The sequence below is a fragment of the Priestia sp. FSL W8-0001 genome (assembly GCF_038050335.1).
In the GTDB taxonomy this organism is placed as follows: domain Bacteria; phylum Bacillota; class Bacilli; order Bacillales; family Bacillaceae_H; genus Priestia; species Priestia flexa.
Window position 1 is genome coordinate 2,632,215 of the sequence record NZ_JBBPAL010000001.1, and the last position, 21,432, is coordinate 2,653,646.

The following is a 21,432-nucleotide window of genomic DNA, read 5'->3' on the forward strand; positions in this document are numbered from 1 at the left end:
CTTTTCTTTATACTATCGAATGGAACATGCACATACTTTACATTATCTTGTAGCAAAAATGCATCTTTATGAATGAAAATGATGGTTCTACGGAACAATAAAACAAATTAACCAGCAAAGGAATTCTGTATGAAGCATATTACTTACCAAACGCACAAGCGACATAAAGCCTATGTTAGCTTGTTTGGCACAACTCAGCTCCACCTTCGAAATCCGTATATCATTGCCTGGTGGTCGGCGGCTCTTCCTGGCTTCGGTCATCTTTTGTTATCTAAAAACATTACAGGGCTGCTCTTATTCATTTGGGAGGTTTATACAAATATTCATGCCAACATTAATGTTGCAATGGTATATTCTTTTACTGGTAGGCTAGAAGAAGCCAAAAGCATATTGGATACTCGATGGGCGCTTTTATATATCCCTGTTTATCTATTTGCCGTTTGGGATAGCTATCGCACAACCATCGACATAAACAAAGTGTACGTGCTGGCTGAACATCAAAATGAACCTTTTGATATCTTTAAAATGGGCGCTTTAGAAGTCAACTACCTTGATAAACGAAGCCCCCTAGTAGCCGTCATGTGGTCCATACTCATGCCGGGATCTGGTCAGCTTTATATTCACCGAATTATCATAGGTTTCTTCTCTTTAATTTGGGTAGTCGTATTTTTTTATCAATCACAATTTCTTCCTGCGATTCATTTTCTATTTTTAGGAGACATCCCAAGTTCAACAAGCGTTTTAAATATAGAATGGCTTTTATTTCTTCCTTCTATATATGGTTTTAGCGCCTATGATGCCTATGTTAACACCATTGAGAACAATAAATTATATGATCGTGAACAGGCTGACTTTCTTTCACAAAACTATCAGCAATACCGCTTTTCATTAAAACAGCGATTATAGCTTCTATACGCTAAATCCCGATATAGTAAGGAGCCCATTATGCAAGTATTCTCTACTTTTAATCACTCAATTTACCTAGAGCTCGCCATTGTAGCATTGGAGCGCAGTGGTATTCCTAAAAGCCAAATTTTAGCCATCCCACTAGAAGTAAAAGATGATCATTTTTTACTTTTCGATAGTATTCATCAATCAGACAGCATTAGCTTATTTGACATCGCTGCTGGGCTGGCAACAGCTTTTGCAGTTATAGGCGTAAGCGTTGGATTCATCTTAACATGGGGACCTATATACTGGGGATTGATTGGTGCTGCTTCAGGGTTTATCATTGGCTTTTTAATTAACTTTATTTATTATAGAGTTGTTAAAAAGCGAAGTAAGCGTGAGCAAACGGCGGAAGTGATTTTAATCGTAGAGTGTATACCAGAACAAACAGATCGTGTAATTAAAATATTAAAAACAAACTTCTCCAAGGGATTAGCTGTTCTTTCATAGAGCAAAAAGAAGTTGGGACATAAGCATTTCTGTCAACCATCTATCCGAACTAGCGCAAGTTAACTTCTTTTGATAGTTCAGGTATTTTCTGTCGGTTTGGAAAACACCTTTAAAAAACTAGTGAAATGGAGCGTAAGACATTCAACTCCTGCGAGAAAGAGAGGGAAGGTTGATACCCCGCAGCGCAGCGAGGAGGTTCAAATTCCTCCCCGTGGAAAGCCAGTATCTGCAGCGCAATGGAATGGACTTGCTCTTACACCCTAACGATTTTAGAAACGTCATGACTCGTCTTTGAGAAGAGAACATTTATTTACGTCTTAGCCTCTTTCTATACTTAGTGGATATCTTTTTTCTTAAACCTCCCTCCTCTTACTTCAGCAATATTTGCTACCGCAAAAAATGCAGTTGAATCAATTTCATCAACAATTTCTTTTAGCTTTGCTTCTTCTAATCTTGTGATAACGCAAAAGATTACTTTTTTATCATCACCCGTATATGCTCCTTCTCCTTTCAAGTACGTTACTCCTCTGCCTAACCTTGCTAAAATAGTTTCACCAATTCGTTCGTACTGTTCGCTAATAATCCAAGCGGACTTTGACTCGTCTAACCCCTGAATAACAATATCAATTGTTTTAAAAGCAATGAAATAAGTCATTAACGAATACATAGCACGGTCCCATCCAAACACAAACCCTGCACTTCCTAAGATAAATAAGTTAAAGAACATGATAATTTCGCCAACGGAAAAAGGCGTTTTCTTATTAAATAAAATAGCTAGAATTTCTGTCCCATCTAAAGAGCCACCGTACCGAATCACAATTCCTACCCCAATACCTAAAACGATACCTCCAAAAACCGTTGCTAAAAGCGGATCTGTTGTTAGCACCGGCAGTGGATGAAAAACGTATGTAGCAATAGATAAAATGCTGACGCCAAAAAGAGTTGATAAGGCAAACGTTTTACCGATTTGCTTATAACCTATATAAAAGAAAGGTAAGTTTAGTACAAAAATATACGCCCCAAGTTTTAAATTTGTTAAATGAGACAATATGATAGACACTCCAACAATACCTCCATCAATGACTTTATTAGGTACTAGAAAAAACTCCAGACCTACCGCCATTAATATAGCTCCAAATAAAATAAGTAACACACGCTTAATAATCATTTTGCGAGGTAAAGACCGATGCACTATTTTTACCTTTTCTTCTTCAACGGGCAGCATTGGGACATCCACTCCTTTCTTTGATTTTATCACAACATTCTGAATATTTTCTTTATTTTATTTATTATATTTCGCATCTTAAGCATTAAACCATGAATATATTGGATAAAATTGTAGATGATAACAATTGTAAGGTTACACAAACATTTTTCATCTTCAAAAAACATTCAAATTAAAAAACAGTTTAAAAGTTTTCAAAATTACATATTGGATATAAAATATTTGTACAACATTTGCACAAACGTTAAACAAAAAAGTACACAAAAGGAGAATGAAGCAAATGAAAAAAATTAAAGTTAGTATCACTTCTTTAATGACTGTTTTATTACTTGCTTTTACTGGGCATTTCGCATCAGCTGCAAGCAACGATGCAATGGTACGTGTTGTTCACGCTTCACCAGATGCACCTGAGGTTGACGTATACGTTGATGGAGAAGCTGCTGTTGAAGGTGCTGCTTTCAAAGATGCTACTGATTATTTAAATCTATCTTCTGGTGAACATAAAGTTGACATCTATGCTGCTGGTACAAATGGAAAAGAAGAAGCTGTCGTTTCTACAAACTTAACAGTTGAAGCTGGAAAAGCTTATACTGTAGCTGCAATTAACAAAGTTGCTAATTTAGAGTTAAAAGTGCTTGAAGATGATATGAATGCTTCAGAAGGAAAAACAAAAGTGCGCGTAGGTCACTTCTCTCCTGATGCTTCTGCAGTAAATGTAGGCGTTGCAAACGGTCTAACCCTTTTTGAAAATGCATCATTTAAACAAGTAACAGATTATACAGAAGTAGATGCTGGCACATATGATCTAGAAGTAACAACTACTGATGGTAATACGAAAGTATTAGACCTTACAGGTACAAACTTAGAAGCAAATACAGTTTACACGGTACTTGTTGTAAGTACTGCTGACAGCCTTGAGCCACTTGTTTTAAAAGACAATACGGCAATGCCTTCTGAAATGCCCAAAACAGGTATGGGTGGAGCTTCTGAGCAATCAAATGACTCCCTTCTTCCTGTATTAACTCTATTAGGAATTGGAGCAGTTGCTATCTTTGTTGTTCGTCGTCATAAAGGCTACGAAAATTAATGAACAACATGAGATGGGCTCTACCAATTATATGCACTGCTTTTTTAGGATTAGTTGGCTGTTCAGCTCAGTCAGTCGCAACAACTTCACAGCCCGATCCTGAAAAAGTAAAAATGGCAGAAACAAAATCAACAAATTCGCCCCCACAAGCGTCGGTTGATGTTTCTGCCCCATCTCAGCTTACAATACCAAAGTTAGACATTCAAGCGCTGATTGAAAAAACCGGCTTAACTAATGATGGACAAATGGATGTTCCTGATAACGGTGATGATGTCGCTTGGTTTGAACCAGGCACAAAGCCAGGAAATGAAGGAAATGCTGTTATTGCTGGGCATGTTGATGATAAAGAAGGACCTGCAATTTTTTACAACCTTCATAAACTTGATAAGGGTGATGAAATCTTTGTATCTGATGAATCGGGTAACGTACTTACATTTGTTGTTATTGATAAAAAAGCCTATCCGCGTGAAGATGCACCTTTACGAGAAATCTTCGGTCCAACGTTTGATCATCATCTCAATTTAATAACGTGTACAGGATTATTCGATAAACAAAATAAAACACATGAAGAACGCCTTGTTGTTTATACAAAACTTCAGGATACTAAAGTAGCCAATGCTCAATAAGCATTGGCTACTTTTATGATTTTTCCACTATATCCATGAAAACATCTTGTTCTATCGGACATACTAATAAATACGAAATCTTCGTTTACACGCACTTCCTTACTACTTTAAAATAAAAGCAGATGAACAGGAGGCTACTATATGCACAAAAAATGGCTTATTGTACTTTCAATTACATGCTTAGTAGGGGTTGCTTTTTTTATTAGTAACACCAACATCGCTAATACGGCTGAAAAAGACCCGCTTATCATTGCTCACCGCGGAGCTTCTGGCCATGAACCAGAGCATACGATAGAAGCCTATAAGCTGGCACAAAAAATGAAAAGTGACTATATTGAGATTGACCTGCATATGTCTAAAGATGGCCAATTAGTTGCCATTCATGACTATGCCCTACACCGTACAACGAATGGAACGGGATATGTAAAGAATAAAACCGTAAAGCAACTGCAGACTTTAGATGCGGGAAGCTGGTTTTCTAGCAAGCGAAAAGGAGCTTATATTCCAACGCTTGACGAAATTTTTGCCACGTTTGGAAACGACATTCGTTATTATATTGAAACAAAATCACCTCATGAATATCCCGGTATGGAAAAAAAGCTAATGGCTCTTTTAGATAAGTACACTATAAATAAACAACAGCTTATTATTCAATCGTTCAGTGATGAAAGTTTGCGGACTTTTCACCACTTAGAACCTTCCATTATGCTCATTCAATTAGTTTCCTATAGACAAGGTTTATTAACGTCACATCAATTAAAAAATATTCATCGATATGCTGATGGAATTGGCTCAAGTTCAAAGACGTTAACAAAAAGCTATATAAAAATGGTCCAATCATATGGACTAGACATTCATGCTTATACGGTAAACGATACAAAAGAGATGAAAAAGTTAATTCAATGGGGCGTGAACGGTATTTTCACTAATTATCCTGACCGTCTATATAAAGTCGTTCATCCTTATGAAAAGCCCCTTTTTACATTTAATTTCCCGGTGTAAAAGGGGCTTTATTGTACTGAGCAAATTTAAATATCTCGGTTACGGACAATTGATAAATAAAAACCTATGACGACAGCTGAGTAAGCAAGCCCCCAACAAAAGCCTATCCAAACATGAATATCCTCACTTATAAAGTGTATCAGGGCTGCTATTGGCGGCAATAAATAAATAACCATTTGCAAACCTTCATAAGGATAAGGAACACCCGCTACTGCCAACGTTAATACCAACACAAACACTGGGCCAAACCACGAAAGATTACCAGTGCGAAGCATATGACGAGTGAACAATAATGACACGCTCATGCTTGTTAAGCAGCTTACTAAATGCAGTAAATATCCAAACACTTGCTCCTTAGCAGTGGGCATTGAAGAAAACATGTCAAAGACGATTGGATATAAAATTGAAACAGCGCTTAGAATAATTGACAGCACTACAGCACTGATTATTTTACTGATGAAATAAACTGATTTCTTCCTCACATGCAGCCTTGTAATTCTTTCTTGCTTACTATTTTCCGCGTGCATAAATGAAATTGTAATCCACGAAAAGATAAAGAATAAATAAATAGAAGTATTATAGAAACTGTCTAATACCGGATTTGGTGTGTATGTATAGGTAATAATTAATAAGATTAAATACAAAGCCAATGGCGGAATATACCGATATGACTTTAAATATGTAAGATAATGATATCGTATTAATGCAATCATTTCTAATAGTCTTCCCTTTCAATAATTTCTACACGATGAATATCCGCTCGCACATTAATTAGCTCTTTGAGCAATTGATTCATATCTTGCTTTCTAATATAAAGCGTATAGCGACTGCCGTGTTGCTCAACCTTAGCACACTTACCTTTCAGCTCTCGAATAGGCTTATTCATAATAAAATCCGCTTCAATAACAGCCAGTTTATCTATACATTCAATACGCTGACTTCGAAGTATTTTGTGAGCACCAATTGTAATCACTCGATCCGCCGTTACTTGAATTAATCTTTCTTCATGACAGGTAAAAATAATGGTCATTCCTCGATCTTTTAATCGTCTAAACGCTTTCTCAACGTCAACCTGCGCTTTGGCATCTAGACCAGATAACGGTTCATCAAGAAGAAGAAGCTCTGAAGATCCCAGCATCGCTTGCATCATATTTACTTTCTGCTTCATTCCTTTTGAAAAAGAAGTAATTTCTTCGTATTTATACTCGGTCATATCAAAGGTCTCGAGCAGCTCTTCAATTTTTAACAGTAGTTTTTTTTTCGAGATTTGTTGAATACGTCCCATATGAAATAGATAATCTTGAAGCCGAAACGGAAGCTCTTGAGGAAATTGTTCAACCACAAAGGCCGGTAAACCAATGGATGTATCAATTGTTACGCTCCCCTTGGTGGGCTTAATTAACCCTCCTACAATCTTTAACAACGTACTTTTTCCAGCACCGTTCTTGCCAACAATCGCTACTGTTTCTCCCTTTTGAAAAGTTGTATGGACGTTCTCTAGTACCGTTTGCTTTTTGTATGATTTTGAGATATTTTTCAATTGAATTAATGATTCCATTTTACTTATCCTTCCTTTAGTAAAACATATAATAAATAATGGTTAGTTAAATAGTAGCATATTTACTACATAAATAGTGCCTTCACATACATTTTTAGACAAGAAAATTAACTCTCAAAGGCGAATCGTGACGTTGCTAACATAAGTAAGTTATAGAAACACGTTCTTTGCATTGCACTGCAGACACTCAATTTATAACTTATTTCCATAACCAACAAAAATATCCGAACGATTGCCAGTTAACTCGCAATCGTTCGGATATCTAGTTCACTGAAATGCTTATTTCTCAGCCCTTTGATTCTTCTACATATAAAGAACCATATGCTCTTCGTCAATGAATTTATCCTCTACATGTAGAGCTTGTTTTTCAAACCCATAGCTATTAAATCCTAAAGCAGTGTACAGAGCTTTTGCTCCTTGATTATTAGCTGCGACCACAAGATAAATTTGCAGCAGCTCCGTTGATTTTGAAGCTTGTTCAATAACTGCTTTTAAAAGTGATTTCCCAAGCCCCATTCCTCTTGCTTCAGGAGCTACGTACATTCCCCAGATATCTCCTTTATGCTGAACTTTTAAAGGTTTTTGTTTTTTATAACCTACAATTCCAACAAGTTTATCATCGAGAAACCCTCCCATGATAAACTCGTCTTCAAATGTAGGAAATTGCTTACGAATATCTGACACTTCTTTTTCACATTCTTCTTCATAGCTTAAAACAAAGCTTTCTGGATGGTCTCGTAGGGCTCTTAAACGTAGTTCCCAATAAATATCTGCATCTTCTTTGGTTAACAATCGAATGTTCATATCCTCACCTGGTTTTCGCTTATTTTCTTACATGTTAGGGCTCGTATACAGTGAAAACATCATTCCACCGATATAAATCATAATAATTATCAGGCACATCGACATCTTTAATGAGTATTTTTTCTTGCTTTGTACTACCAGCCATAATATTGGCTCTTTTACGATTCGTACGTATCCATAGGGTTTGCTTGGACTGATTGATATATGTTGGCGCATAATCCCCCCAACCTTTTAAAGGATTAGTCAATTTTTCTTGCTGGTTTTTTGCTAAGTTAATTGTATAAAGTGAGGGAAGCGGGCGTTTCTTAGCGTCGTTTGACCAATCCGCTTCTTGTACTCGTGAAATAATAATTTGCTTATTTGCCCCCCACGTAAAATCCCAGTCAGCAAAACCTTTTGGAGTAAAAATATGCTCTTTAAAAACGGGCATTTCTTTTAACGTGAACGTTTTATTTTCAGTAGCAATCCGACCTTCTCCATTAATAAAAGCTAGCTCTTGCTGATGGGGAGACCACTTAAACCAATTTGATACGTTTAGCATTGTACCGATTGATTGAAACGCTTTACCTTCAGAAGTTATAACGCATAGCGTGTTTCCATCAGCTGACATAGAAGCTGTCGGAATAGCTAAAAAGCTAATCCAATGTCCATTTTCTGACCACTTAAATTCGCTCGTTGTATAAGCAAAAAAAGAGTCGCTTGGATGAGGTAAGGTTGCAAAAGGTTCGACCTTTTTTATATCTAGATTTGCATTTTTTTCAACCGTATATAATTTAACCGCTCCCCAACCTCTCGGTGATAAGGTTGCTGACTCCGTTATTAAAAATTGTTTACCATCTGGGAACCATGAAAACTGATCAACGCCAAGAGCTACGTGGCTTTTTTTCTTTTGTTTAACATTGTAGATAGTTAAAATGTCGTTTGATATGTACGCTATCTCCATACCAGTTGGTGACCACTGATAACTTTGGACATCTTTTTCAATTTCAATTTGCTTGCCTTTTACACTAGCTACCATCAACGATTCTCCATTTTTATAGGCGATATAAGCTCCATGCTTTGACCAAATCGGTTCACTTGCCTCATTAGTTGAAGAAAGTTTTGTTTCTTTTCCGTTTTCATAAACCCACACGTCACCATCTCGAATAAAACTTACCTTGAAGTTAGAAGCTGATTCAACTGTACTTGGAAGCAATAATATCATGAAGAAGCATAAGAAAAAGCGCCTCATTTTGTCACTCCTTTTAATTAAATTTATCTGTCACATCTACTTCTTCTTATCCTTGCACAAATCCAAACATCTCATGACAAAAACCTATAAAAAAAGAGTTTGGGACATAACAAAATGATTGCTTCTAAAAGACGAACACTCGCTGTTCCCCATCTCTTTGATTTGTCTCCACACGTTCGTTCCATTGCGCTACGGTCACTCGCTTTCCGCGGGGAGGAACCTGAGCTTCCTCGCTGCGCTGCGGGATCTCAGTTTTCCCTCTCTTTCCCGCAGGAGTCGAGTGTCCTACGCTCCATTCCACCCTGTTTCCAACATTGTTTTCACAATCAACCAAAAAACCTGAACGATTAAAAGTTATGAACTCTCAATCGTTCAGGTATAGTAGAGGCTGAACTACTTATGTCTCAGTCTCTTTTTGTTATGCCTTAGAAATATGTAAGTTAATCCAATTTATATCATTTTTCACAAGTAAAATGTTGTTAACCAAAAGAAAAAGGCAATCGTATATACTACGACTGCCTTTTTCTTTATTTTGTAGGAGCTGGTTTAGTATCTGATTTACTTTTTAGGAACGTCATTCTCTTTTTTAAATAATAACCTTGTCCAATACCAAATAAGTTACCAATTACCCAATATAGAGCTAAAGCTGACGGAAGTGTAAAACCAGCTACTAATACGAAGATTGGCATAATGTTCATCATCATCTTCATTGGAGGCTGAATTTCATCCGTCATACTTACACGAATTTGTAAGAATGTTGTAATAGCTGCAACAATTGGTAAAATAAAGTATGGATCTGGAGCACCTAAGCTTACCCATAAAAATGAATGTTCCGCAATTTCTCCCGTACGTGCAATGGCGTTATAAAACGCAAAAATAATTGGCATTTGAATTAAAATAGGTAAACATCCACCTAGTGGGTTAATTTGATGTTTTTGATACAAAGCCATCATTTCTTTTTGAAGCTTTTGCTGCGTTTCAGGATCTTTTTTACCTGCATATTTCTTTTGTATAGCTTCCATTTCCGGGCGTAATGCTTGCATAGCCATGGTGCTTTTTTGCTGTTTTAAAATAAGCGGTAATAAGACTAGACGAATAATAATCGTGACAGCAATAATTGATAAACCATAACTACCACCAAGGAATTCTGCTACCTTTGTCAAAGCAAGAGACAGTGGATATACAAAGTAGTGATCCCAAAATCCACCGCTTGTAGACGTAACAGGATTTTGTGTACTACACCCTGCTAATGCAATTAATACCATCCCTAAAACTGCTACTAATTTATAATGTCGTTTCATTTTCTTTCCTCCTAATTGTTTAAATGATTACATTAAGCAAAAATAAGAAGGAAAGGGTCTTCTTCATCCGTGTTTTTTTCTTTTACCGGTGTTTTTCTATATACATGAATAAGCGTCTTCAAACGCTTCCATGCCGTAAATACTGCTACGCTAGTTTGAATACAAGTCGATTCTCTTAGCTCCTCTGTGCGTACCGCTACATACCTCGATTCCCGAAGCATATAATAGCAGACTACATAAGCCATAAGGGCAGTTAAGTACGGAACATATAGAAACAAATCATGATAAAAATCCATATGTTTACTCTCTTTCTAAACTGTAGTTAATGAATCTACTAGTAGTGTAGCATTTACAATGTGCTGACACAATACGTACGTCTTTATCTTCTACGGTTTATTTGTGAAAAAGTTTCATCAAGGCTTATATTTTATAGAAAAGAGTTTGGGACATAACAAAATGATGGCTTCTAAAAGACGAACACTAGCTGTTCCCATCTCTTTGGTTTGTCTCAACACGTTCGTTCCATTGCGCTACGGCCACTCGCTTTCCGCGGGGAGGAACCTGAGCTTCCTCGCTGCGCTGCGGGATCTCAGTTTTCCCTCTCTTTCCCGCAGGAGTCGAGTGTCCTACGCTCCATTCCCCCCTGTTTCCAACATTGTTTTCACAATCAACCAAAAAAACCTGAACGATTAAAAGTTATGAACTCTCAATCGTTCAGGTATAGTAGAGGCTGAACTACTTATGTCTCAGTCTCTTTTTTCACTTCACAAGAAGCTTTTCAATCTCTTGAATTGTAGGTAATGCCGTCATCGCACCTTTTGTTGAAGCTGCTAGTCCCCCAGAAACACTTGCAAAGCGTCCAAAAGAAGTAAGCTCTTCTTCTGTCAAGTCTGAAAGTTGACCATTATATTGATTAATGGAATAAAGCATACCAGACACAAAGGCATCTCCTGCACCTGTTGTATCAACAGCGTTCACTTTCATAGCGGAAATAGCTACTTTTGCTTTAGAAGATACAGCTAGGCTTCCCTCTGCTCCTAATGTAATAATTAAAAGCGGGATAGCATAATGGCTTAACGCTTCCACTCCTTCTTCAATCATTTCTTTTCCGGTAATAAAAGCAAGCTCTTCTTCTGAAAGCTTTACAATATCTGCTTTTGGAAGCATCTCTAGAATGGTACGTTTCAATTTTTCTTCGTCTTTCCACAACGTTAAACGAACATTAGGATCGAATGACACAAGAACATCATTCTTCTTCGCAAGTTCTACAGCTTTCAAAGTGGCAGAGCGGGAAGGTTCACTAATCATTGAAATCGTACCGAAGTGAAGAATACGATTTTCTTTAAATAGCTCTTCATCAATTTCTGCTTCGTGAAAAAAGCGATCTGCGCTTGGATCAATGTAAAAATTAAAGCTGCGGTCACCGTCTTTATCTAACGTAACGAAAACCGCTCCTGTACGTGCTTCATCTGTAAGCAGCATGTTGTTTGTATTAACACCATATTCATCAAGCGTATCTTTTAAAAAATGACCTAATACATCATTCCCAACTTTCCCTAGAAATGTGGATTTCAAGCCTAATCTTGATACTCCTACCGCCACGTTTGCAGGCGCACCCCCTGGACTTTTTTGATATGTAAGATTCGTATGATCTAACGGAATAAAGTCAACTAATGCTTCTCTTAATGAAATAACACCGTTTTTCATTTTTTTCCCCTCTCTTTCTTTATGAGTATAAATTAAGAAAAGTGGAGTAAAATGAACTGTCATTTTACTCCTACTTTTCTTTTACCTTCTTTATTCTTCTTCTAATTTCATAAACCACGTAACAATAAATGCTACTCCTACCGAGATAACCATTCCAATAATATAGTTAATTAAATTACTCATCCCAAGTGGAGCTGCAATAGCCATCATCGGGATACCTGTTAAACCGTATGCGTTTGCAACAACATTCGTTAACACAACATATCCACCACCAGCAGCACCACCTATAGCTGCTGCAATAAATGGTTTACGTAACTTTAAGTTTACACCAAAGATAATTGGTTCCGTAATCCCAAGAAACGAAGAAACAGCGGCTGGAATTGCGATTTTCTTTGTTTTTGCATTCTTTGTTTTAAAATATACGGCCAATCCGGCACCACCCTGTGCAACATTAGCGCATACCCATATAGGAAGTAAGAAATTAACTCCGATATCAGGGTTTGCAAGAAGTCCTGCTTCAATTGCATGAAAACTATGTTGTAGTCCTGTTAATACAATCGTGGAATACAAACCACCAAACACGATCCCAGCAAATACACCCGCTACATCATACATTGATTGTAAACCAATTGAAATCAAATCACCAATATATCTTCCAAATGGTCCAATAAATAACAGAGAAATAAACCCTGTAACAATAACTGTCAAAAATGGTGTTACTAGTAAATCAATTGCGTTTGGAACAACTTTACGCAACCCTTTTTCAATTTTACTCATCACATAAATCGCAAGTAAAATCGGTACAACGGTACCCTGATAGCCAATTAACGGAATACTTAATCCAAAAAAGTCCATATATTCAGGCTTGGCATCTGCTAAGGTCCATGGGTTTAATAGCATTGGATGAGTTAATATTCCACCCATTACGGCTCCTAAATACGGATTCGCTCCAAATTCCTTAGCAGCTGAAAATCCTATCAAGATTGGCAAGATGATAAACGCGGAACTTGAAAACATATCTAGTAAAATGAAAAGTGAGCTGTCTTCTGAAACCCACTTAAATGCTTTCATCATTCCAAGTAGCCCCATTAGTAAACCACTTGCAACAATGGCAGGGATAATCGGAACAAAAATATTTGAAAGCATACGAGCAAACCTTGCGAAAGGATTCATCTTTTTCTTCATTTCTTCTTGATGATTTTCAGGCTGCTCTGTTGTTTGATTCTCTACACCTAACTCTTTCATAAATTCTGCATGGACTTTATTAACAAGTCCTGTGCCAAAAATGATTTGAAATTGCCCTGAATTAGAGAAAGCACCTTTAATATCGTCTATTTCATCTAAACCTTTTTGATCAATTTTGCTTTCATCTCGAATGACTAAACGCAAGCGCGTAGCGCAGTGCTGAGCGCTGGTAACGTTTTCTTTTCCACCTAAAAGCGGAACAAGCTTTTTCGCAATGTCTTTCACATCCATGCGAACGCCCCCTTTATCACATGTTTTTAATATAGTTTCTGCGATTCAACTAGCCAGATGACAACAAAAAAGACCTAAAACGCGTACTCAAATACATATACACAACAGCAGTGCATACATATTTCACGCATTTTAGGTCTTGCCTGCTTAACCAGTCACAATCCCGCTTATTCAATTAATACGCTTTCATTGTATCTATTTCGACATTGTTCGTCAAGACTTTTTTAGGCCCTTTGACCAATTCTTTCAATATGGAGCGTAATATAGCCAAGTTCAGAAGGTGGAAAATTTATGTCATATTCGGCTTTCAGAAATGCTCCAATCTTTAAAGCACATGTATAAGCACGCTTGTACTTAGTTTGCAGCATGTTCAACATATCTTCATCCATTGAATGAAAAGGCTCATCTTCAGCAATTCGATTTAACGCAAAGCGTAAATGAGTGAGTAGTCGCTGGTACGAAATGCTCTCTTCATCAATTTTAAGGTCAAGTTCTTCTGTAATAATCTCAATCATTTCGTTGATGATTGTTGTATTCATCATTACCTGTTCCATATTGGATGTATGCAATTTAGCTGTATGAATGTGAAGAGCGATATAACCTGCTTCATCAATTGGCATCTGAACTTTTAAACGTTTAGAAACTTGTTCAATCGCCCATACACCTATATCGTATTCCGGACGATATAGTGCTTTAATTTCATGTAAAAGTTTATTTTGAATTAAAATTCCTCGAGATAACCTTTCAATTGCAAATGATAAATGATCACTTAAAGCGATATGAACATGATCACTAAGCGTAACGCCTAGCTGCTGTTCCGCATACGAAATAATTTCTTCTGCCACTTGAATATGCTCTTCAGGTAGGCTTTTTAATATTTCTTGAAATTTTTCATTTTCTTCTTTCATTACAAAAACTTTTTCAACTTTGGCTTTATTTAAAATATCATTTTTGCTTTTTTGAAAGGCAATCCCCGGGCCCATTACAATCTTTTCAATTTTTCCTTCTTTTACAACGGCTGCATTGTTGTTTAATACTTTAAATATCTTCAACCGGTTATTCCTCCTCAGCAGGAAGAAGGTGACAAATTTATTTCATTGTCACTTTCGCACATTGAGTTTGTCCTTTTTGAACATCACCACTTGCTACAACTTCAAATGAATCTGCTGCGTCGCTATTCGTAATGACAACAGGCGTAATAATACTTTTCGCTTTTTCTGTCACTAATGGTAAATCAAACGTAATAAGAGGTGTGCCTACTTCTACCTTATCGCCCGCTTGAATATGCGCTTCAAAGCCTTCCCCTTCCATTGCTACTGTTTCCAGTCCAATATGTATAAGTACTTCCGTACCTGCTTCTGTTTTTAATCCGACAGCATGCTTTGTGTGGAATAATTGGACTACCTCTCCTGCCACTGGAGATACTACTTGTCCATCGGTTGGTTCAATAGCAAATCCATCGCCCATCATTTTTTGAGAAAACACCGGGTCTGGAACTTGCTCTAATGGAAGGATTTTGCCAGTCATTGGTGCCGTTACTAGTGTTTCTTTAGATTTCGTCTTACCGCCAAAAAGTTTTTTAAACATGTTAATCACCTTTCCTTTATCATTTTATTGGTAGCATACCCCTTTATTACCTTTGAAAAACGTAGCTTTATTAAGAAGAAACTTCTTCTTATATCCTCAACATTTGTATACAATGCTCCCCTCATTAGATCAGGATATTGAGATAAATATGTTCACTATTTAAACATGCCTACGATGTATTGTAAACAAAAAAGTTCTTTCGATGGAATAATATCGGAATTGATTTAACTCGCTGAAATATAAAAAGAGTATAGCCTTTACCATACTCTTTTTTTCACTACTTATTAAAATGTCTTTGCCACACTTTTTGCTTTCTCTACTGCATTAGCTAAAATTTGATCTGCTTCTGCTGGAGCATAAGCCATGCCTTCAGCAACAACTAATTCAACATCTTGAATACCAATAAAGCCCATTACAGTGCGGAAGTATTTCTGTGTAAACTCAAGTTCTGCAGCTGGTCCTTCGCTATAAACACCGCCGCGCGCTTCTAATAATGCTACTTTCTTTCCAGTAGCTAATCCAACAGGTCCGCTTTCAGTGTACTTGAATGTTTTCCCAACAATCAAAATGTTATCAATATATGCTTTCATAAGTGGTGGAAAGCTTAAGTTCCACATCGGTGCTGAAAAAATTACTTTATCAGCTTGTAAGAACTGCTCTAATAAGGCTCCCATACGCTCAACTTTTACTGTTTCATCTTCTGTTAGCTCTTGATTTGCTCCAGCTTTCCCCCAAGCGCTTAACACATCAGAATCAATTAAAGGAACGCCTTCTTTATAAAGGTCGACTGTTGTTACTGTATCACTTGGATTCACCGTTTGATACTCATCTAAAAATGCTTGAGCTAAGCGTGTTGAGAAGGACGCCTCATCAACTTGTGGATTTACTTTTACATATAACACGTTTGTCATAGTTCTCATCTCCCGTTTATCTTTAAATCATTTATTTTCATTTCAAGATTTTAATTTGGTTTATTATCTCGAATTCAAGATTTATTATATAATTCTGTTCTTTATTCGTCAACCGTTTAAATGATTTTTTTAAAATTTTTCCGAAACAAAAAAAATATCCGCACTATCGAAAGTAGTTAACTCGCGATAGTTCAGATATATCATTGACTGAGATACTTATGTCCCAACCTCTTTAATAACACTGAAATTCGTTCACTCGATCTAAATCAATCCCAGCATATATCCAGTTGAATCCAGTCCAACGATACCCTGCTACGGATTTGCGGCCGACATATGTTGGATAGAACCAATATGACCGCCCACCTTTTGCCCAGATATACGTGTATTTATACAGACAACCTGCTATCGAACCAGGATCTACAGCATAAAGAGATGGTCCTCCCGAAGAAGCTAATTGAGGTGTAAAAGCAGGCGGTGGACCTGTTGGGGGACCACTTTGACCAGAAGGTGGTGGAAAACCTGGTACGCCTCCCTGCCCTGGTGGTGGAGGTGGTGGTAAAAAGCTTCCACCTTGTCCTGGTGGTCGCGGTGGAAAACCTTGCCCACCCTGTCCTGGAAATATAATTTGAAAGCGAGGGTCGTAATAATATCGATACATATATATTCTCCTTTCCAATGTGCATTTAAATTACTATATGCTTCACTTTTTGAATAGGTGAATATCCATACACTAGGTTTTTCGAGTAGGATCATATTGCGACATGTATCGTTCAATAAATTGATATACAAAAAAGATTAAAACGAATATTGGAGTTAAAACAAAGGGGTGTTGAATGCAACGTTTAACAAAAACTGATTCAAACATAGGAATTTCTTTTAAAACTTTAAAGAGAGACTGGCTGCTTCCTACTATGGAGATTAAAATAAAAATCCCCCATAAAATCCCGTTGCTATATGACCAAAAGAGATGGATTGTATAAAAGCTGAAACTAGCAATAACACCGCTAACAATACCACCTATAATTGTTTTCACTGTGAAAGGAATCGCAATAAACCATCCTACTCCTATACCTGCACAAGCAGCACAAATACTTGAGAACATAAGCGTTTCTTCCACTAATACAAACATCGTAAAAGCGGTTATAAAGCTTGTGCTCATTGCCGTATATACAGCAGCTAAATTGCCAGCTTTTGTTGATATATAACCATGGTGACACACGGTATAGTAACAGGAACACCAAATGAATAAGCCTACAAGAATCACGCCCCAAATCATAAGCTAATCCTCCTTATCCTCTATTATATAAGAGACTCTTTCACTCAATTTTCATTTTTATCTATTAAATTTACTAGTGATTAGCAATTGATTAAATTATCTTTTATATAGTAATCTCTATGATAAGATTGCTAGATTTAGTCCTATCCACCTTAAAAATCTAGCAAAAAGATGTAAAAGGCAAAATGTTATCGTTTGACCTATTTATATTGTAGAATGATTCATGTATAATAAGAGGCTGTATGATATTATCTTCATCATAGTGAAGATATCTTTTGTGGCTTAACACTAGCGTGCCACATTAAGAATATAATTAGATTCGATATTGATAGGTGAATAGTATGGGTGAAAATCAACGAAATGTTAGTAGATTTGACTGGAATTTAGCTTTTCTTCTCTTTCTTTTTTTCTGCGTAAGTATTACTGCTATTAATAGTGCACAAACTATTGGACAATATGATTCAAACTTTGTTATTAAACAAGTTGCTTTCTACGTAATTGGAGCAGTAATTATTGCATTTGTAATGCGACTAGATTCTGATCAATTACAAAAACTCTCGTGGGTCTTCTATGGTTTTGGAAACTTCCTTCTAATTTTCTTAATTATTGCGCCGAGCAGTATTGCTCGAGAAATTAACGGTGCAAAAAGTTGGTTTACACTACCTGGCTTTTCATTACAGCCTTCTGAGTTTGTAAAAGTTTTCTTGATTATTGTATTGAGTAATATTATTGTTAAGCACAACGAAAAATATCGCATTCGCACGATACGTGAAGACCTTTTATTACTAGCAAAAATGGGGGCAACATTAGGTTTTCCTCTGCTTCTTGTGATGCAGCAACCTGACTTAGGAACTGCGCTTGTTTTATTAGCGATTTTTGTAGGTCTGGTCTTTGTATCGGGAGTAACGTGGAAGCTAATTGTTCCTGCTTTTTTAGGGCTTGGTTCAATAGGTGCCGGCATTCTTGCACTAGTAATTTATGCTCCTGATTTCCTTGAAAAATATTTAGGTGTTAAGCAGTATCAATTTGGTCGGATCTATGCATGGCTAGACCCAACCACTTACAGCACAGGTGAAGCATATCACTTAGTGAAATCACTGAATGCTATCGGTTCTGGGATGGTCAACGGAAAAGGCCCGGGAAATGGCGTTGTTTACATTCCAGAAAGTCAAACAGACTTTATCTTTGCCGTAATAGGTGAAGAGTTCGGTTTTATAGGAGGAAGCATTGTTATCAGCTTGTTTTTCCTTCTTATTTATTACTTAATTAAACTTGGATTAGAAACAAAAAATGAATTTAACTCTTATTTATGCGTAGGTGTCATTACGATGATTACCTTCCACGTCTTTCAAAATATCGGTATGACGATTCAAGTATTACCAATTACAGGTATCCCTCTACCATTTATTTCTTACGGTGGTAGCTCCCTAATGGGTAGTATGTTTGCCATTGGATTAATGTTTGGAATATCTTGGCACCAAAAACGATATATGTTTGGTACAGAGTAAAATAAAAAGAGCGGTATAAAATTAACGGGTTCGGTTTTGAAGCATAAAATCAAAACTCGCAGCCCAATTCGTTACTGTTTTAACATTAATATCAACAGTAAGTTGTAACAAAAAAAGCAGTGGATTTCGTAATCCAACTGCTTTTTTATATTTTCACTTCTTTTTTGATTATGAATAAGTTCTATTATCATTTTTATACTCAACGGTAGGGAATTTAATAATAAAATTACACCTATTTTTATCCAGGAAATTTTTTAATGGCTTCAGAAGTACGTCCACAATGGCTGTGAGGATACTTGTTGCAAAAATTCCTATCAAACTTATCGCTATAGGTCCTGCTGCATCATCTCCTGTGATTATAGAAATCACCTTTAAGCTTATTATCATTAATACAATGAAGAAAATGTAATACAAATTCCATACGCACATACTAAAAGGGGATAGAGCGAGTAATCCCTACCAGGATGTGCTTCTACGTCTTTAATGGTTCACACAGGCATCCAATAAATACACAAAGTAAACACTGCAATTCCGATTAGAAAAATAATGACCTTTAAGGAAGTGGTGGAACCTCGTTTAACAATTATTTAAAACACCTCCCTTATTTAATGACAATATGATTATAATATGCATTTTATCGTTTTCAATAAAATAAAGAGGTGAATAGTCACCTCTTTATGCTATCTATATCGAAGATTCTAAGCCAATTCGCCCCATCGCTTTTTTGGTAGCACCGTTCATCCCTTGTAATATTACCTTTTTATTATTGCTTTCATACTTTCCTATAACTTTCGCCACGGCTAACATTGCAGATTGATCCCAAACGTAAGAGTTTGAAAAATCAACTACAATTATTGCTTGTTCATCTTCGTAATGAAATGCATTTACAAAAGCTGTTGTTGTTGCAAAGAAAAGAGGACCTTTAACGTGATAAACTATTCGATCAGACTCTTCTTCTTTTATTATTGTTAATCTCGCCATTTTCCAACCAAACACGACCGTACTAATGACAATACCAACCATAACTCCTAGCGCTAAATTATGTGTAAGCATTACAACAACAACTGTTGCAATCATAACAACAGAATCCGATACAGGATACTTATGAATGTCTTTAACAGATCGCCAATCAAACGTGCCTACCGCTACCATAAACATGACGCCAACAAGCGCGGCCATTGGAATCTGCTTTACAACATCACCTAACACCATAATTAAAAATAATAAAAACACGCCTGCTATAAGTGTTGAAAGTCTTCCACGTCCACCTGATTTTACGTTGATTACAGATTGTCCAATCATAGCGCATCCTGCCATTCCACCGAATAAACCTGTAACTATGTTAGCAAAACCTTGTCCACGTGCCTCTTTATTTTTATTGGAATCTGTATCCGTCATATCATCTAAAACTGTCGCAGTTAGTAATGATTCTAACAAACCTACAATCGCTAACGGTAGTGAATACGGTAGAATAATCAATAATGTTTCTAGTGATAATTCTACTGCTGGAAAATGAAGAGCTGGTAGTGTACGCGTAATCTCTCCCATATCTCCTACCGTTTTCAAGCCAAATCCTCCACCAAAAATGGCCATGGTCGTCATAAATACAATCGCTACTAATGGTGCTGGAACTATCTTAGTTACAAGAGGGAATACATATACAATTAATAATGTTCCTGCTACCATCGCGTACATAGCCCAGTTCGCACCTTTAAAATGCTGAAATTGAGCAGTGAAAATTAAAATCCCTAACGCGTTAACAAAACCAAACATAACCGTTTGTGGTAAAAATGATAAAAACCTTCCAACTTTCAGCACACCTAAAACGAGCTGAATAATTCCAGTTAAGATTGTCGCCGCAAACAAATACTCAACCCCATGAGTTTTCACTAGATCAATCATTAAAAGAGCCATTGCACCAGTTGCGGCAGAAATCATTGCTGGTCTTCCCCCAGTAAATGCAATGACAATTGCCATACAAAAAGAAGCATATAGACCTACCATAGGATTTACTCCTGCAATGATGGAAAATGCAAGTGCTTCGGGAATTAATGCAAGTGCAACGGTCATTCCTGAGAGAATATCTCCTCGGATATTTGAAAACCACTGCTGCTTAATAGCTGCTACGCTCACTAAATCACCTCATAGTATATAGTAAATTGATTTTCGACTCTCACGAAAACCAAAGCCGTTTTGAACGTAGGTTATCGTACCATATCTTCTTTGAATTGAAAATATATTTTTTACGATCGTGTTGAACCGATTTCTTTTCTAATTCACACCATTAAAAAAGAGCGTAAACTGCACGCTCTTTTTTAGTGAAGTCCTACTCATTAACGTCGAGGTGGAACTTCCGTATAATTTAATGAATAGCTGACTGAAATTAAGCCAAATAAATGTTGAAATCGAGGCGGATTTTTCACCTCCAAGGTCAACATTGCAAGTAAAAATAATTTACTCAACACAAGGAATGCTACCATTAAAAATAGTTTCTTTTTTCGTTTCAACGAATCATCGCTTCTCCTCTTTTTAACATAAAAATAAGAACAAACGATTATGGTTACATCTTTTATCTCTCATTTAAACAATAAAAGACCTTCACCACTAATCGGTAAAGGTCTTGCTAGACATTGTTTTACTATGCCAATAAAGCCGGTAGATTTCTCTACGAAATGTCGACTTTATTTCAGGAAAAACCTGACGCTACTCCCCTTTAAGGAATCTTATTCATAAAG

Annotated in this window: 21 protein-coding genes, 1 pseudogene and 1 riboswitch; of the genes and pseudogenes, 6 read left to right on the forward strand and 16 right to left on the reverse strand. The window is 36.7% G+C overall.

Annotated elements, in window-relative coordinates:
- Nucleotides 1-129 precede the first annotated feature (129 nt).
- Nucleotides 130-906 carry a hypothetical protein gene (locus MKZ18_RS14040; protein WP_076512750.1) on the forward strand — a complete coding sequence of 259 codons (777 nt, stop codon included), beginning with the start codon at nt 130-132 and terminating at the stop codon, nt 904-906.
- A 39-nt stretch (nt 907-945) separates the two neighbouring features.
- Nucleotides 946-1,398, forward strand: coding sequence for a hypothetical protein (locus MKZ18_RS14045; RefSeq protein ID WP_341344561.1), 453 nt, complete (start codon nt 946-948; stop codon nt 1,396-1,398).
- A gap of 334 nt (nt 1,399-1,732) precedes the next feature.
- Here the strand turns inward: MKZ18_RS14045 and MKZ18_RS14050 are convergent, their stop codons facing one another.
- Complete coding sequence (locus MKZ18_RS14050) at nt 1,733-2,623, reverse strand: YitT family protein (RefSeq protein ID WP_239428863.1); 891 nt, start codon at nt 2,621-2,623, stop codon at nt 1,733-1,735.
- Between the two features lie 280 nt (nt 2,624-2,903).
- On the opposite strand from MKZ18_RS14050, the gene MKZ18_RS14055 reads away from it, so the two are divergent.
- The 3 genes from MKZ18_RS14055 (at nt 2,904) to MKZ18_RS14065 (ending at nt 5,338) form a co-directional block, all read left to right on the forward strand.
- The gene (locus MKZ18_RS14055; RefSeq protein WP_076512747.1) at nt 2,904-3,710 is read left to right on the forward strand and encodes a DUF4397 domain-containing protein; all 807 of its coding nucleotides are present in this window, start codon (nt 2,904-2,906) and stop codon (nt 3,708-3,710) included.
- On the forward strand, nt 3,710-4,336 hold the full coding sequence (locus MKZ18_RS14060) for a class F sortase (RefSeq protein WP_235932329.1): 627 nt from the start codon (nt 3,710-3,712) through the stop codon (nt 4,334-4,336). The genes MKZ18_RS14055 and MKZ18_RS14060 overlap by 1 nt, the downstream gene beginning before the upstream one ends.
- A gap of 141 nt (nt 4,337-4,477) precedes the next feature.
- Nucleotides 4,478-5,338: a glycerophosphodiester phosphodiesterase family protein gene (locus MKZ18_RS14065; RefSeq protein ID WP_061786433.1), complete on the forward strand. Its 861-nt coding sequence runs from the start codon at nt 4,478-4,480 to the stop codon at nt 5,336-5,338.
- 26 nt (nt 5,339-5,364) lie between these two features.
- On the opposite strand, the gene MKZ18_RS14070 is transcribed toward MKZ18_RS14065, so the two are convergent.
- The 13 genes from MKZ18_RS14070 to MKZ18_RS14130 all read right to left on the reverse strand — a co-directional run bounded on the left by MKZ18_RS14070 (nt 5,365) and on the right by MKZ18_RS14130 (nt 17,189).
- Nucleotides 5,365-6,051, reverse strand: coding sequence for a hypothetical protein (locus MKZ18_RS14070; protein ID WP_025911430.1), 687 nt, complete (start codon nt 6,049-6,051; stop codon nt 5,365-5,367).
- A gap of 2 nt (nt 6,052-6,053) precedes the next feature.
- Nucleotides 6,054-6,896 carry an ATP-binding cassette domain-containing protein gene (locus MKZ18_RS14075; protein WP_225002387.1) on the reverse strand — a complete coding sequence of 281 codons (843 nt, stop codon included), beginning with the start codon at nt 6,894-6,896 and terminating at the stop codon, nt 6,054-6,056.
- A gap of 303 nt (nt 6,897-7,199) precedes the next feature.
- Nucleotides 7,200-7,700: a GNAT family N-acetyltransferase gene (locus tag MKZ18_RS14080; protein ID WP_025911434.1), complete on the reverse strand. Its 501-nt coding sequence runs from the start codon at nt 7,698-7,700 to the stop codon at nt 7,200-7,202.
- 34 nt (nt 7,701-7,734) lie between these two features.
- Nucleotides 7,735-8,931, reverse strand: coding sequence for a TolB domain-containing protein (locus MKZ18_RS14085; RefSeq protein ID WP_340842470.1), 1,197 nt, complete (start codon nt 8,929-8,931; stop codon nt 7,735-7,737).
- A 527-nt stretch (nt 8,932-9,458) separates the two neighbouring features.
- Nucleotides 9,459-10,232: a membrane protein insertase YidC gene (yidC, locus tag MKZ18_RS14090; protein ID WP_100347049.1), complete on the reverse strand. Its 774-nt coding sequence runs from the start codon at nt 10,230-10,232 to the stop codon at nt 9,459-9,461.
- Nucleotides 10,233-10,264: 32 nt separating this feature from the next.
- Nucleotides 10,265-10,528 (reverse strand): hypothetical protein, encoded by a 264-nt coding sequence (locus MKZ18_RS14095; protein WP_061786724.1) that lies wholly within the window; start codon nt 10,526-10,528, stop codon nt 10,265-10,267.
- Between the two features lie 463 nt (nt 10,529-10,991).
- Entirely contained in the window at nt 10,992-11,939 is a 948-nt protein-coding gene (locus MKZ18_RS14100) for an aminoimidazole riboside kinase (RefSeq protein ID WP_341344609.1), read from the reverse strand.
- Nucleotides 11,940-12,029: 90 nt separating this feature from the next.
- Nucleotides 12,030-13,415 carry a sucrose-specific PTS transporter subunit IIBC gene (locus MKZ18_RS14105; RefSeq protein ID WP_341344562.1) on the reverse strand — a complete coding sequence of 462 codons (1,386 nt, stop codon included), beginning with the start codon at nt 13,413-13,415 and terminating at the stop codon, nt 12,030-12,032.
- Nucleotides 13,416-13,639: 224 nt separating this feature from the next.
- A complete protein-coding gene (locus tag MKZ18_RS14110) occupies nt 13,640-14,467 on the reverse strand; it encodes a PRD domain-containing protein (RefSeq protein ID WP_061786010.1) in 828 nt (275 codons plus the stop codon).
- 37 nt (nt 14,468-14,504) lie between these two features.
- Entirely contained in the window at nt 14,505-15,002 is a 498-nt protein-coding gene (locus MKZ18_RS14115) for a PTS sugar transporter subunit IIA (RefSeq protein ID WP_138116756.1), read from the reverse strand.
- A gap of 284 nt (nt 15,003-15,286) precedes the next feature.
- Nucleotides 15,287-15,913 carry an FMN-dependent NADH-azoreductase gene (locus tag MKZ18_RS14120; RefSeq protein WP_341344563.1) on the reverse strand — a complete coding sequence of 209 codons (627 nt, stop codon included), beginning with the start codon at nt 15,911-15,913 and terminating at the stop codon, nt 15,287-15,289.
- A 232-nt stretch (nt 15,914-16,145) separates the two neighbouring features.
- Entirely contained in the window at nt 16,146-16,571 is a 426-nt protein-coding gene (locus MKZ18_RS14125) for a hypothetical protein (protein ID WP_025911450.1), read from the reverse strand.
- Nucleotides 16,572-16,643: 72 nt separating this feature from the next.
- Complete coding sequence (locus MKZ18_RS14130; RefSeq protein WP_025911452.1) at nt 16,644-17,189, reverse strand: hypothetical protein; 546 nt, start codon at nt 17,187-17,189, stop codon at nt 16,644-16,646.
- 341 nt (nt 17,190-17,530) lie between these two features.
- Here MKZ18_RS14130 and MKZ18_RS14135 point away from each other — a divergent pair, with 341 nt between their 5' ends.
- On the forward strand, nt 17,531-18,697 hold the full coding sequence (locus MKZ18_RS14135) for an FtsW/RodA/SpoVE family cell cycle protein (protein ID WP_025911454.1): 1,167 nt from the start codon (nt 17,531-17,533) through the stop codon (nt 18,695-18,697).
- 168 nt (nt 18,698-18,865) lie between these two features.
- Here the strand turns inward: MKZ18_RS14135 and MKZ18_RS14140 are convergent.
- Nucleotides 18,866-19,284, reverse strand: a pseudogene (locus MKZ18_RS14140) (DUF2975 domain-containing protein).
- A 97-nt stretch (nt 19,285-19,381) separates the two neighbouring features.
- Nucleotides 19,382-20,830, reverse strand: a complete 1,449-nt coding sequence (locus MKZ18_RS14145) for a SulP family inorganic anion transporter (RefSeq protein WP_082802754.1) — start codon at nt 20,828-20,830, stop codon at nt 19,382-19,384.
- Between the two features lie 431 nt (nt 20,831-21,261).
- Nucleotides 21,262-21,421, reverse strand: a riboswitch (yybP-ykoY riboswitch).
- Nucleotides 21,422-21,432 lie beyond the last annotated feature (11 nt).